This window comes from Anoxybacillus pushchinoensis (assembly GCF_900111795.1).
Classification (GTDB): domain Bacteria; phylum Bacillota; class Bacilli; order Bacillales; family Anoxybacillaceae; genus Anoxybacillus; species Anoxybacillus pushchinoensis.
In genome coordinates this window covers 1-12,816 of the sequence record NZ_FOJQ01000056.1, presented here as the reverse complement: position 1 = coordinate 12,816, position 12,816 = coordinate 1, and the positions used below count along the sequence as shown (strand labels likewise).

At 41.8% G+C, this 12,816-nt stretch carries 16 protein-coding genes and 4 pseudogenes; 13 read left to right on the top strand and 7 right to left on the bottom strand.

What is annotated here, in order from left to right; all coding sequences use genetic code 11:
- Nucleotides 1-133: 133 nt before the first annotated feature.
- The 3 genes and pseudogenes from BM213_RS15045 to BM213_RS15035 form a co-directional block, all read left to right on the top strand.
- Nucleotides 134-205 (top strand): annotated as a pseudogene (locus BM213_RS15045) (hypothetical protein); the annotation flags it as partial.
- A gap of 31 nt (nt 206-236) precedes the next feature.
- On the top strand, nt 237-851 hold the full coding sequence (locus BM213_RS15040) for a histidine kinase dimerization/phospho-acceptor domain-containing protein (protein ID WP_244149281.1): 615 nt from the start codon (nt 237-239) through the stop codon (nt 849-851).
- Nucleotides 830-1,162: a sensor histidine kinase gene (locus BM213_RS15035; RefSeq protein WP_244149280.1), complete on the top strand. Its 333-nt coding sequence runs from the start codon at nt 830-832 to the stop codon at nt 1,160-1,162. Before BM213_RS15040 ends, BM213_RS15035 begins: the two co-directional genes overlap by 22 nt.
- A 29-nt stretch (nt 1,163-1,191) precedes the next feature.
- Here BM213_RS15035 and BM213_RS12220 read toward each other — a convergent pair.
- Nucleotides 1,192-1,401 (bottom strand): annotated as a pseudogene (locus tag BM213_RS12220) (DNA-binding domain-containing protein); the annotation flags it as partial.
- A gap of 67 nt (nt 1,402-1,468) precedes the next feature.
- Here BM213_RS12220 and BM213_RS12215 point away from each other — a divergent pair.
- The 5 genes and pseudogenes from BM213_RS12215 to BM213_RS14715 all read left to right on the top strand — a co-directional run bounded on the left by BM213_RS12215 (nt 1,469) and on the right by BM213_RS14715 (nt 4,569).
- Nucleotides 1,469-1,791, top strand: a pseudogene (locus tag BM213_RS12215) (YnfA family protein).
- Nucleotides 1,792-1,929: 138 nt separating this feature from the next.
- Nucleotides 1,930-2,379, top strand: a complete 450-nt coding sequence (gene hutP, locus BM213_RS12210; RefSeq protein ID WP_091704567.1) for a hut operon transcriptional regulator HutP — start codon at nt 1,930-1,932, stop codon at nt 2,377-2,379.
- A 92-nt stretch (nt 2,380-2,471) separates the two neighbouring features.
- On the top strand, nt 2,472-3,995 hold the full coding sequence (gene hutH / locus BM213_RS12205; protein ID WP_091704564.1) for a histidine ammonia-lyase: 1,524 nt from the start codon (nt 2,472-2,474) through the stop codon (nt 3,993-3,995).
- A gap of 46 nt (nt 3,996-4,041) precedes the next feature.
- Nucleotides 4,042-4,330: pseudogene (locus BM213_RS12200) on the top strand (helix-turn-helix domain-containing protein); the annotation flags it as partial.
- Nucleotides 4,331-4,398: 68 nt separating this feature from the next.
- Entirely contained in the window at nt 4,399-4,569 is a 171-nt protein-coding gene (locus tag BM213_RS14715) for a hypothetical protein (RefSeq protein ID WP_167357409.1), read from the top strand.
- A 39-nt stretch (nt 4,570-4,608) separates the two neighbouring features.
- On the opposite strand, the gene BM213_RS12195 is transcribed toward BM213_RS14715, so the two are convergent.
- The 5 genes from BM213_RS12195 to BM213_RS12175 all read right to left on the bottom strand — a co-directional run bounded on the left by BM213_RS12195 (nt 4,609) and on the right by BM213_RS12175 (nt 9,013).
- Nucleotides 4,609-5,646, bottom strand: coding sequence for an iron-containing alcohol dehydrogenase family protein (locus tag BM213_RS12195; RefSeq protein ID WP_091704561.1), 1,038 nt, complete (start codon nt 5,644-5,646; stop codon nt 4,609-4,611).
- Entirely contained in the window at nt 5,643-6,293 is a 651-nt protein-coding gene (locus BM213_RS12190) for an MtnX-like HAD-IB family phosphatase (RefSeq protein WP_091704559.1), read from the bottom strand. Before BM213_RS12190 ends, BM213_RS12195 begins: the two co-directional genes overlap by 4 nt.
- A gap of 50 nt (nt 6,294-6,343) precedes the next feature.
- The gene (locus BM213_RS12185) at nt 6,344-7,462 is read right to left on the bottom strand and encodes an NAD(P)/FAD-dependent oxidoreductase (protein ID WP_091704556.1); all 1,119 of its coding nucleotides are present in this window, start codon (nt 7,460-7,462) and stop codon (nt 6,344-6,346) included.
- An 81-nt stretch (nt 7,463-7,543) separates the two neighbouring features.
- Nucleotides 7,544-8,533: a sodium-dependent bicarbonate transport family permease gene (locus tag BM213_RS12180; protein WP_091704553.1), complete on the bottom strand. Its 990-nt coding sequence runs from the start codon at nt 8,531-8,533 to the stop codon at nt 7,544-7,546.
- A gap of 120 nt (nt 8,534-8,653) precedes the next feature.
- Nucleotides 8,654-9,013, bottom strand: coding sequence for a Na-translocating system protein MpsC family protein (locus BM213_RS12175; RefSeq protein WP_004890707.1), 360 nt, complete (start codon nt 9,011-9,013; stop codon nt 8,654-8,656).
- 300 nt (nt 9,014-9,313) lie between these two features.
- Between BM213_RS12175 and BM213_RS12170 the strand changes: the two genes are divergently transcribed.
- Nucleotides 9,314-10,231, top strand: coding sequence for a diacylglycerol/lipid kinase family protein (locus tag BM213_RS12170; RefSeq protein WP_091704550.1), 918 nt, complete (start codon nt 9,314-9,316; stop codon nt 10,229-10,231).
- An 80-nt stretch (nt 10,232-10,311) separates the two neighbouring features.
- Here the strand turns inward: BM213_RS12170 and BM213_RS14710 are convergent, their stop codons facing one another.
- On the bottom strand, nt 10,312-10,449 hold the full coding sequence (locus tag BM213_RS14710) for a hypothetical protein (protein ID WP_003398171.1): 138 nt from the start codon (nt 10,447-10,449) through the stop codon (nt 10,312-10,314).
- Nucleotides 10,450-10,786: 337 nt separating this feature from the next.
- Here BM213_RS14710 and BM213_RS12160 point away from each other — a divergent pair, with 337 nt between their 5' ends.
- From BM213_RS12160 to BM213_RS12145, 4 genes are all read left to right on the top strand, one after another.
- Nucleotides 10,787-11,074: a MerR family transcriptional regulator gene (locus BM213_RS12160; protein ID WP_003398169.1), complete on the top strand. Its 288-nt coding sequence runs from the start codon at nt 10,787-10,789 to the stop codon at nt 11,072-11,074.
- Nucleotides 11,075-11,121: 47 nt separating this feature from the next.
- Nucleotides 11,122-11,322 carry a hypothetical protein gene (locus tag BM213_RS12155; RefSeq protein ID WP_244149279.1) on the top strand — a complete coding sequence of 67 codons (201 nt, stop codon included), beginning with the start codon at nt 11,122-11,124 and terminating at the stop codon, nt 11,320-11,322.
- Between the two features lie 99 nt (nt 11,323-11,421).
- Nucleotides 11,422-11,679 (top strand): hypothetical protein, encoded by a 258-nt coding sequence (locus BM213_RS12150; protein ID WP_244149278.1) that lies wholly within the window; start codon nt 11,422-11,424, stop codon nt 11,677-11,679.
- A gap of 47 nt (nt 11,680-11,726) precedes the next feature.
- Nucleotides 11,727-12,816: DNA topoisomerase (locus BM213_RS12145; RefSeq protein WP_244149277.1), on the top strand; the 1,090-nt coding region annotated here is incomplete at its 3' end.

Below are 12,816 nucleotides of genomic sequence, written 5' to 3'. Positions count from 1 at the left end.
ATGAAACGATTGGCGATCGTCTAATTTGTCCTCGAACCGTGGGGCACACGGGGATCGCTCGGTCAACTTCCCATCATGAGATGGGATTACCCGAGAAGCCCCCACCTCTAAGCGAAGCGTAGGTGGTGGGAGTATGTCACGCGGAATGATTATGCCAAACATTGGGGCATTTATTGCGTGGGGAATTATTACTGCATTATTCATAGTCGAATCTTTTCATTAACGATTCCGCTGCGATGTTGCTCGATTTAGATAAAAAAGAAATTAAACAAATGATCGAGCAAGAAAGACAAAGTGAACATAATGTTTTGTTTTGGGAACTTTTCATGCGTCGCGATCCGTTTCAGCAAGTTAAAGTTTCGTATGAAAGAGATGGAGAGAAAAAAATATTTTTAGTGTCACAATCGATGTTGCTTAATTTGTATAGCGAAACGGCAGGACGTACAATTTTCTTTCTCGACATCACCGAAATCGAGGAACTGACAAGACGCATGCATCAATCGGAAAAATTGGAGTTATTTGGGGAGATGGCAGCGAAAGCAGCGCATGAAATTCGCGATCCGCTTACGGTCATTCATGGCTTTTTAGCGTTTATGAACGAAAATTTAGCGGAAAACGAGCGCGAACAATACCACATTCCGCTTTTATTAAAAGAAATTGACCGCATTAATGCGATTGTTGAAGATATGCTTCTTATTGCGAAACCGAGCGCGCCGGTGTTGAAAGAGACGTATATGGAAACGATCGTTCAAGATCTTCTTTCTTTGTTGCAACACACATTTGAAACAGAAAAAATCGCTGTTCACGTTCGTCTGGACCGGGTTCCGTTATGGATCGATCGAAACAAATGATGCAAGTGTTATACAATTTACTGCATAACAGCATAGAGTCGATTGAAGAAAACGGCACGATTTGCATGTATTCCAATGTGAATGAGACGTACAATATGTATATGTACGACTCAGGCCGCGGAATTCCAAAAGAGATGCAAAAGACGATTTTTGAACCGTTTATGACGACGAAATCATCGGGCACAGGCTTAGGGTTAACGATTGTGAAGCGAATTATCGAAAACCATGGCGGAACGACTGCGCTTCATGACAGTTCGGAGAAAGGAACGACGTTTGTCATCAGCTTGCCGATTGGGCGAAAAGAAGAATAGAAAAAGGTGTCCGTTACGGGCACCTTTTTCTATCCATTTTTTATCTCCATATAAAAAGCGGTTAAAAATTTTTTTACGTTAATGCGACATTTTGTTGCTTTTTCCCCAGCTTCTAACTCTCGCATGCGCAGGCGAATTTCTTCAAAGTCAAACAAGCGTGGAGCGAAATGTTCAAATGTCGGGTTTGTGTAGTCAGCTAATCCGAGCGATGATAAGTGGGTAAGCGTTTGTAGCACCACGGGCTTGTGATACTTGCTCAGCCATTATAAAATTCAACTATCCACAACAAAAAAGAGGAGCGGGTATATGAGTGCGATTATGTTATTTTTACTAGCTGGTTTTGCCGAAATCGGCGGAGGGTATCTTGTATGGCTTTGGTTGCGAGAAGGGAAACCAACGATGTATGGAATTTTTGGGGGAATATGTTTAACATTATATGGTGTTATTGCAACGTTTCAGTCATTTCCATCGTTCGAGCGAGTGTACGCTGCATATGGTGGGATTTTTATTGTTTTATCACTACTATGGGGATGGTGGATAGATAAAAAACGCCCGATATGTATGATTGGATTGGTGGAGCGATTTGTTTAATAGGGGTTGGGGTAATGTTATTAGCTCCACGTAGTTAAACTTTAGTTTAGTAACAAGGTGCTATATTAATTTGTTAAAAAGTGGTAAAAAATAATTGACAGTCGAAGAGCAGACGTTTACAATAATGATAGACGATTAGCTTTTTAGAAAATTTAAAAAATAGGTGTTGATGGGCATTGCTGAAACAGGCAGGAGGCAGAATTGGTCGCAATGCAATTTTACTCGCGATCATGGAAGAGGAAGCGGAACAAGCGATGCTTGAGCAGTTGGCTGCATTGCGCTGGCGCTGTTGCAAAGGAAAAGTTGGAGCTATGGAGTTACAGAAAATTGTAGCTGCTATCGAAACAGCAGCAAAGCGAAACGGTGTCGTAAACGGGGAACTATACCGTGAAATGCACGCCCTATATCATGCGGTAGTTGAAGCGATGCAAGGGGTTACAAGAGGCCAAGTAGAGTTAGGTGATTTTATGCGGACGGTCGGCCTTCGTTTTGCGGTAGTGCGTGGCATGCCTTATGAAAATGAAGCGGAAGGTGAATGGATTGCCGTCGCGCTGTACGGGACGATCGGGGCGCCGATTCGCGGGTTAGAGCATGAAACAGTCGGATTAGGAATTAATCATATGTAGCCTATAGGTGATTAGTTTAGAGGAGGCTATTCCACAAGCTGATTTGTGGTATGGCCTCCTTCTTTATTTCATTAAAGGGATGGGGTGAAAGTGTGGTTATTTTAACTGGACATACGTTGACATTAGATGAGGTAAAACGAGTATTGTACGATAACGAAAAAGTCATAGCGGCAAAAGAGAGTATGGACGAGGCGGCGCGCGGCCGACAAGCGGTTGATGAAATCATCGCCAATAAACGAATCGTATACGGCATTACGACTGGGTTTGGAAAGTTTAGCGATGTGTTTATTGAAGCGGATGATGTAGAACAATTGCAGTGGAATTTAATTCATTCACACGCATGTGGGGTGGGAGAACCGTTTCCAGAAATCGTGTCGCGAGCGATGTTGTTGTTGCGGGCGAATGCGCTTTTAAAAGGCTATTCAGGCGTTCGCCCCATCGTTATTCAACGATTACTTGATCTATTGAATGTGCGCATTCACCCTGTCATTCCGCAACAAGGTTCTCTCGGTGCGAGTGGTGACTTAGCACCGCTATCTCATTTAGCTCTCGTGTTGCTCGGTGAAGGGGAAGTGTTTTATCACGGTCGGCGTATGCCGTCACTTGCTGCGTTAACCCAAGCAGGCATTGCTCCGCTTTCATTAAAAGCGAAAGAAGGGTTAGCGCTCATTAACGGTACACAAGCAATGACGGCAATGGGCATTGTCGGCTATTTAGAAGCAGAACAGCTTGCGTATGAAAGCGAGATGATCGCTTCATTAACGATCGAAGGATTACGAGGGATTATTGATGCGTTTGATGAGCGCGTCCATCTCGTGCGCGGTTATCGTCAACAAACAGAAGTGGCGAAACGCATCCGCTCATATTTAGCCGGAAGCAAGCTGACGACAGCACAAGGGGAATTGCGCGTTCAAGATGCCTACTCGCTTCGTTGCATTCCACAAGTGCATGGGGCTTCTTGGCAAGCGCTCGATTATGTGAAAGAAAAATTAGAAATCGAGATGAACGCAGCAACCGACAATCCACTTATTTTTGATGATGGGATGACTGTCATTTCCGGTGGAAACTTTCATGGACAGCCAATTGCGTTAGCGATGGATTTTATGAAAATGGCGGTAGCAGAATTGGCTAATATTTCGGAACGGCGCATTGAAAGGCTGGTCAATCCACAATTGAACGATTTACCACCGTTTTTAAGCCCAATGCCAGGCTTACAATCAGGAGCGATGATTATGCAATATGCGGCGGCATCGCTTGTATCAGAAAATAAGACGCTGGCACATCCAGCGAGCGTCGACTCGATTCCGTCATCTGCAAATCAAGAAGACCACGTCAGCATGGGAACGATCGCTTCTCGCCATGCTTATGCGATTATCCAAAATGCGCGGCGCGTTTTGGCCATCGAATTGATTTGTGCGTTGCAGGCAGTCGAATACCGTGGGGTAGAGCAAATGGCGCCAAAGACGCGAGCCTTTTATGAAGCAGCACGGAAAATTGTTCCGTCAATCACAAAAGACCGCGTCTTCGCTAAAGATATTGAGGCAGCGGTAAAATGGCTGAAGGATGTGGAATGGGATTTTTTTTCACAAACGATGAAGACGGTAACAAATAGATGAAAGGGGATAGTACAATGAGACATATCCAAACAAAGAACAAGAAGTATTGATTACGAAAACATTCGGTTGCTCGCGTTTTGTATTCAACTATTTTTTGACGAAATGGGAAGATACTTATAAACAAACGGGCAAAGGACTCACGTATAAAACTTGTTCTTCTCAATTGACACAATTGAAAAAAATTCACTTGGTTAAAAGAAGTGGATAGCATCGCACTTCAATCTTCACTCAAACATCTGGATGATGCGTACGATCGCTTTTTTAAAAAGCAAAACGACAAACCGCGCTTTAAGTCTAAAAAGAATGCTGTGCAATCGTGTACAATATCAAAAACGAAGCGATTAGGCTTCTTAACCGCAGGAACTGTGGGGATCGCCTACTAAATAACCGAAAAAAACTTTCGGTGTTCGTAGGAATCCGCTATGGCTTTAGCCTAGCGGTAGTTCAAATGGAATCGCTTCATGACTTGCTTCAAACGCTTATTTACGAAGGAGGGGATGTAGGCATCGACTATCCAGACGATTTGTTTGTCCTCGATTATTTGTTTCGGTTTATACTCGAGGAGAGAACATAAAATGGTCTGTCTCGTGCAGAGGCAGACCGTCTTTGTGTGCTACGTGAAAATTTCTTTTAAAATGTGGTCTTCATCAAGGAGCCGAATGGCCCGTTTTCGGTATTGTTCATCGTGAATGTACGTATAACGATTTGGTTTAATTGTTGGCGCGATATCGATCGCCTGCCGATATTCATCTTTACTCAAATGTAACGTTTTGGCGTAGTCGAAAAATCCGGTGCGTGTAAACACTTTTGTTATGCGCTCGGCTCGATGTTGTTGTACATGTGCCATTATATATGTAGCAATTCCGACTTGAATGCCGTGCATTTGTGGTGCTGAACTCATTTTGTCAAGGGCGTGGGAAATTAAATGCTCCGAGCCGCTAATGGGGGCACTATTTCCGCTAATTACTGTTGAAATGCCCCCCATTGTTAATGAACTAATTAATTCTTTTAGGAAAATAGGATGTTTAATATTTTGCATAGGTGTACGAATGAAACTATTGACAGCTTTTTTGCTAATCATCGCTGCAAAAGCGTTGACGCGACTGACCCCATGATTTTGTTCGAATTCCCAGTCATACAACGCCGTAATATTCGACATTAAATCACCGATGCCTGCCAAAATAAATCGTTCAGGAGCTTGCTGAATGATATTTAAGTCAGCTAAAATGCCGAACGGTACTTTAGCGGGAACGGTTGTTTTTTTACCGTTGACAAGTAACGAGCAATTTGTGCTTGCGAAACCGTCATTTGATGCAGATGTCGGAATGCTAATAAACGGCACTTGTCGTAAAAACGCCATATACTTGCCGCAGTCGATGACCGCCCCGCCGCCCATCGCAATCATCACATCACAATGGGGAAGTTCAAATGCTTTTTTCATAATGTCGACAATGTCAAGTTGAGGTGGTAAACAAACGGTGTGCACAGGGACGGAGGAAATCGCCTGTTTCATGTCTTGTTCATACGTTCGATAAGTAAAGTCGTCAAATAGCATGACAGCTTTGGAAAAGCGGTATGTTCGCACTATATCGTCCATACGCCAAACGACACCTTCGCCAATTTCAAGAATGGACGGAATCGGAATGTTCATGTTAACACTCCTTTTTCTCGTAAATGACGTTCAACATCAGCAAACGTATCGACAGGGATGAAAGGGATATGGTGCTCGCGTAACAGCGATTGTAACGCCCCTTTGGCAAACGTGACATCAGCTACTTTTGCTGCATGAACGTCCGGTTCACTATCGCCAATAAAGTAAACGGTTTTATACGTTTGTTTCAATGTGCGAATCACACTTGATTTATCAATACCATACCGTTCCGAATAATGAATATGATTTGGGTCGATGCGCATATGAATATTTTTGTCGTGATAATATCCTTCGTTAGAAAAAATATCAACACCGCGTATATTATACTTTTTCAAAATGTGGCGGATATAGTAATCTGTTCCTGCGCTAAGTATGTAGAAGTCACCACCGTTTCGCTGGACATGTGTAATAAAAGGTAAAACCGTTTCATCAATCGGGATGTGATGAATATCTTCAATGATTTTTTCTTCATCTTGATGAATGGATGTAAAAATAGTGTTTAAAAAGTCGATATCTTTTATTTTTCCAGCACGCCATTGTTCGAATAATCGTTTCCCTTCAGGAAAATATTTTTCAATAACAATCCAGTAAAAGTCTTTATGCGAAATCGTCCCGTCAAAATCAGAAACAAACGCCCATTTGTTCATGAACGAACCTCCGTTTTTTTGTTAGTATATGCAATCGAACAGCGCATTCATCAAAGAAATTGAATGGCTTGAATGACATCGTAGTCGCTTTGTTGTAATGTGGTAGATTGCCCGAGAATCATTCTCGCAAGTTCGGCACCAACATATGGTCCTGCGGTTAATCCGGATGCGCCAAGACCGTTTGCCACGTAAAGACCTTCGATATGCGGTACGGCACCGAATATAGGTAAAAAGTTTGGTGCATGAGGCCGAAAGCCAACGCGCGTTTCAGTGTGCGTCCAATCGGATAGGTAAGGTGCGACGGTCAATGCCTTATGTAATACTTCGTACAAGCCGCCAGCAGTCACGCGACAATCGATCCCGACGTTGTCTTCGTGCGTCGCTCCAACAACGATTTTTCCTTTTGGAAAGGCCAGTAAATATTGATTATTTGGTGGCATGACGACCGGCCAATGATCTGTATGTTGTTCATTGTGCTTTAGATGAACGATTTGCGCTCGCTGTGGTGTGATGAGAAAATCAATACCTAGTGGCAAAAGTAACGACTTTGCCCAAACCCCTGCGGTGACAATAACCCCATCTGCTTCAAAACGTTCATTCCCAACTGTTGCGCCAATGACCCGTCCATTTTTATGCAAAAGGGTCGCGCTTCCTTTTACATATGTTGTTCCTAGTTGAATGGCAGCATGAATAAGAGCACGTCTTAATGCACGCCCATCCACTCGGGCAGCACCGCTTACATATATCGCCTCGTACCCATCGCTTAATACGGGAAAGCGCGTTATGACTTCCTCCGAAGACAAACGCGTAACCTCTCCGATTTCAGGGGCCTCTTCACGTCGTTTGTACACGCGTTCTTCCATACTTTGCAACTTGTCGGAATCATAATGTAAACAAATGACCCCGACACGTTTATATCCTGTTTGATGACCGTACGCTTGCAATTGTTCAATGAGATAAGGGTAAAATGCTGCTCCTCCTTTTGCAAGGGCATACCATTTTTTGTTTCTGCGTTGCGATGTCCATGGACAAATTATTCCCGCCGCAGCATCAGTTGCTCGCCCTTGATCTTCACGGTCGATTAAAATGACGTTTGCTTTTTCTTTTGCTAAGTGAAAAGCAACAGAGGAGCCAACAATTCCACCGCCAATGACGATATAACGATTCATCGTTTACACCTTTCCTTTTCGTGATACTGTATCATTACGATAACATAGGACATGAAAAAAGCAAGGGTCTTCCCTTGCCTTTTAATAAAACCATTTTGCCATTTCATAATATAATGGCATGCCGATTGTTAAGTTAAATGGGAAGGTGAGCCCGAGCGCCATGCCGAGATAAATAGCAGGGTTTGCTTCTGGAACGGATGCGCGCATCGCAGCTGGAACTGCAATGTATGAGGCGCTAGCGGCAAGTACGCTAAGTAAAATCGTTCCTCCAAAAGATAGACCAGAATAATAGCCGATCACAACGCCTAAAAAGCCATATACAGGGGGGAGAAGAATGCCTAAGGCAAGCAATTTGAGCCCGTATTTGCGCACGGCCGCAAGTTGATTTCCGGCTGTTAACCCCATTCCGAGTAAAAAGAGAACAAGAATGCTCGGATATAAATCAATAAATAAAGGTTTTACAATGGTAAGAGCCCGATCTCCACCAATGAGCCCGACGAGAAGGCTGCCGACCATTAAAAAGACGCTTTTTCCAAATAACCCTTCTTTAATGATTGGTCCATACACAGATGTAGCAGAGAAGCGATGTACCATTTCTTGTTTATGTGAACGACTTTCTAACAATTTCAATATGACAAGCGATACAATAATCGCAGGACTTTCTAATAAGACGACAAATGCGTTCATATAGCTTTCGTAAGGGATGTTTGCTTGTTCGACAAAAGCAAGTGCAGCACCAAATGTAACGATACTAACCGATCCGTACGTCGCTGCAATACCGGTAGCATTATTCCGATCAATGCCAAGGCGACGACATACACCAAACGTAACGATTGGGATAATGATGCCGAGCGATAACGTTCCAACTAACGGACGAACGAGCTCATGAAAAGCATGTTCCGAAAGTTCAATGCCACCTTTCATACCGATGGCGATTAATAAATAAATGCTTAACGATTCATTTAACCCTGTTGGCAACTTTAAATCCGATTTGACGAGAGCAGCAATAATGCCAAGAAGAAAAAATAAGATGGCTGGTGACGTTAAATTGTTGATAATCATTTCTTGCATAACGTTCCTCTCCTTTTGTATTCTTTTCTATATTCAACAAAAAAACCGAAAACATTTTTCGATCGGATCGAAAAATATTTCCGGCTTATCTTTTACTGACCGTAAAAGGCCTTTAGAAGATCAACCTTGTGTATCGACTGGTTCCTGTAATAGAAACACGAGGATTCGTTCCCCTGTTTTCGTACTAATATCGGTATGCATACTTGCGACTTGTTTATTTGTTAGCCTATAAATGAGCTCTTTCAACTGCTCGCTACCTGATTCAATTAAATCGGCACGAATGCGTTTAATAGACAACATTCCTTCTTTTGTTTCACACAATGCTTTTTCGGCAGGAGTTAAAATACCGCGCAACTGTACGATGACCATATTTCGTAAAATATCCGTTTTGACGGAGAGAGGACCGCGGCCTAAATATTCCTTCTCCCATTGAGTAAGGGCGCGACTAATTTGATCTTCTAGTTCCCCTTTTGTTCTCATACGAATCCCCCTTTAGAAACGAAAATCGGCATGCTTCACGTATACACCATGTGAAACATACCGATGCATCTTTAGCCTAAACAGTTTCAACGTTTGCCTTTTCGCTTTCGCCATGTCACCACGTCAAAAGCGCTAAGGTAAAACAATGGAACTGCTTGGCTATCAATCACTCGGTGCGATAATTCGTTTTTAATTGTATAAGGCTTCAAAAATTATGTCAAGGGAAAGATTGATGTTATCTATCGATATGCCATGATAGAATAATAAGGAAAGGAGAAGATAGGGAATGGGGGAGAAAGTTTGAAACTATATTTTATTGTCAATCCTTCAGCTAAAAATGGAAAGTGTAAAAAAATATGGAATAAAATTGAGCGGATGCTTCAACAGCAGCATATTTGTTATCGAGTTGTGTTCACACAAAAACAAGGAGACGGAGCGAAATTAGCACAACAAATAGCAGAACAGACAAATGAACCGATTGCATTCATTGCGGTCGGTGGGGACGGGACAATTCACGAAGTCATGAATGGGGTGGCCATGTACAGCCATGTGACTACAGGGTATATGCCCGCCGGGACAGGAAACGATTTTGCTCGTGGGATACAAATTCCAATAAAATGGAGCGAGGCTCTTAGCTATATGTTGTCGAGTGTTAAGGATGGGCATGTAGATGTGTATGACATCGGAACGTTCAAAGGAGCAAAGCAAGGTGTTTTTGTTAATAATGTCGGTTGTGGATTTGATGCACATATTTCACGGAAGGTAAATGCGTCCAAATGGAAATATATTTTAAATCGCTTATATTTAGGAAATTTTGTCTATATGTTTTATTTATTGAAAGAATTATTTACATATGAACCGACAGCTGTAAGAGTGACTGTTGATCAAAGGCAATATACGTTTTCAAAAGTATGGCTTGTCACCGTTGCGAATCACCCATACTATGGGGGAGGAATGAAAATCGCTCCATTTGCGCAGCCAAATGACCAGCAGTTTGACGTGATCGTTGTAAATGATGTGTCGAGATTAAAATTGCTCGCATTATTTGTGACGGTTTTTTGGGGCGGTCACATTAAAATGAAGGAAGTACATACGTTTCAGGGGAAACATATTTATATTCGTAGTCATATGCGTCTTCCTGTGCACGCTGACGGTGAGCAAATTGGTGAAGGAGAAATTACGATTTCTGTGAATAAGCAAGTGCGTGTGTTTCGATAGCTTAAGTGGAACCATTGTTCACATACCAGAACAACCGTATGTGTATGAGTACTAAAGGCTCTTGACGGTGACAAGAGCCTTTAGTACTTGTTTTGCATATATCGCAATATTTCATACGCACGATCACCAAGTAGTTCGAGAAGTTGTTCAAACATCTCATCGCGCCGTAAATCGAGCTCAATAATCTGTTTCGCTAAGTCCATGATTTTTTTCTCCATTTTTTATCTCCCCCCGATATCGTTCATATTGTTTTCGAAGTTCAGCTACGGTCCAGTAGTGTAATGGATGAAGCTCAAACTTTCCTCCCTTAGTTAGCTTATCAATATAAAATTGCTTCTGTTTCATCGTAGTTTGTAAAAGAGTACCCATTTTCCATCCTCCTGTGTATGTTATTTAACTACCATTGTAGTCATTTTTGTTATTTTCTTCATCGTTTTTGTTATATTTTATAACACATATTATTTATTTTGTTAAAATTTATAATAAAAAACGCGTAAATTTTGCTAGGATTGTGTATGATTATGTTATAAATAATTACATTAAGGAGAGGGTTAAATGGATTCATATAAACATAAAAAAGTTATTTCAATTGGTATTGTGAGCGAATTAACAGGGTTGTCGCCGCGGCAAATTCGTTACTATGAAGAACGTCAACTCATTTTTCCAGATCGATCAAAGGGAACGAGGAAATATTCTTTTGCCGACGTCGAATGGCTCGTTGAGATCGCCAACAAACGTGAGGAAGGGGTGCAAACGAAAGAAATTCGCTATGAAATGATGAAAGAAATTCGTGAAACGATGAGAAAGGGACAAATTAATGCTCATTTCCGTTCGCGTATGTAAATGACTCATTTCCGTGTTATAATGATAGCGGAAGGAGAGTTTCGGGCATGTTTATTGAGTTCCCGTTGGATCTGTTTACGTATGTATCGCTTTTTAGCGTTTTTATTGTCGCGATGACGTGTTATGTGACGCGTCAAGCGAAGCATCCTTTCTTCGTTCAGCGTTTCATCGCTCACGATGCAAGCGATGTTGTAATGGCAAGTGATGTGTATGATATGCCGCTGTGTATGCGATTTGTTACGTTTTGACAGCGGAAAATTCCGATAAATGAGCAGTCGCATGCTAGCGATGAAGAAGGAAGGTGGCTCCTTGTTTGTTTATAATTACAAACAAGGAGGCATAAAATCGTGAAAAAATGGATGTTTTCGTTTTTTGTTGTAATATTAAGTGCATGTAATCGAAATGTACCGATTACAGAACATAGTCAAGGTGTATGGGATCATTATTTTGTTTATCCGATGTCAAAACTATTGCTTATGCTCGGTCATGTATTTTCCGTGGGAGCGAGTTCTGTCCCTGCAGCTTTATCACTATATTGGGTTGTTAGTGGATGTTTTTCAATTGTCCAGTCACTCATCATGCGCACAACAGAAGCTGCCAAATAACCTGCTCGCTAGCTGAGCAGGTTTCTTTTCATCAAGGGGTGAAAAAAATGAAAGTGATTATTGCAGAAAAGCCTGATCAAGGAATGACACTTGCGTCGATTTTTCGAACAAAAAAAAGAGATGGATACATTGAAATTTTACCAAATGAGTTGTTTCCGAAAGGGGCTTATATGACGTGGGCTGTTGGGCATTTATTTGAATTAGCCTCTCCAGAAAAGTATGAAGCAAGTTGGAAACGATGGACGCTCGATACGTTACCGATTATTCCGAATCGTTTTCAATATGAGATTGATCGTAAAAAAGCGAAACAATTTCAAACGATTAAGCAATTGCTTCATAAACCGGAAGTGACTGAAATTATTCATGCTGGTGATGCTGGGCGAGAAGGGGAATTAATTATTCGAAACATCATTTATATGAGCGGTGTGAAAAAACCGATCAAGCGTCTTTGGATTTCATCGTTAACACCAAAGGCGATTGAACAAGGATTTCGTCAGCTACTAGACGAAAATCAAACCCGTCCTTTATATGAAGAGGCGTATGCACGAACGTGTGCAGATTGGCTTGTTGGCATGAACGCATCGAGAGTGTATACCATTTTATTAAAGCAAAAAGGGATGAATGACGTGTTCTCCGTTGGACGCGTGCAAACGCCAACACTCGCTTTAATTGTGAGAAGAGAAAAAGAAATTGAGCAATTTCAATCAAAGCCGTTTTGGGAAGTCGTTGCTACATTTGATGTGGACGGAAAACGATACGAGGGAAAGTGGTGGCACGAAAATGAGACGCGCACATACGATCGAGAGCTTGCTGAGAAAGTGAGCGCGTTTTGCAGACGAAAACAAGTAGAGGTAGCAGAAGTTGTATGTGAGCGAAAAACATTTTTACCACCGCTTTTGTTTAATTTATCAACATTGCAGGCAGCGGCAAACAAGCGGTTTAAATATTCGCCGCAAAAAACATTAGATATACTACAAAAACTATATCAAAAGGGGTATGTATCGTATCCACGCTCCGATTCACAATATGTAACTAAAGGAGAAGCGGAAACATTTCCACATATCTTAAAACAACTTTCACAAAAGGAAGAGTATGCTCCTTATTTTCCACTCGTTCACGAATCGATTTTACATAATA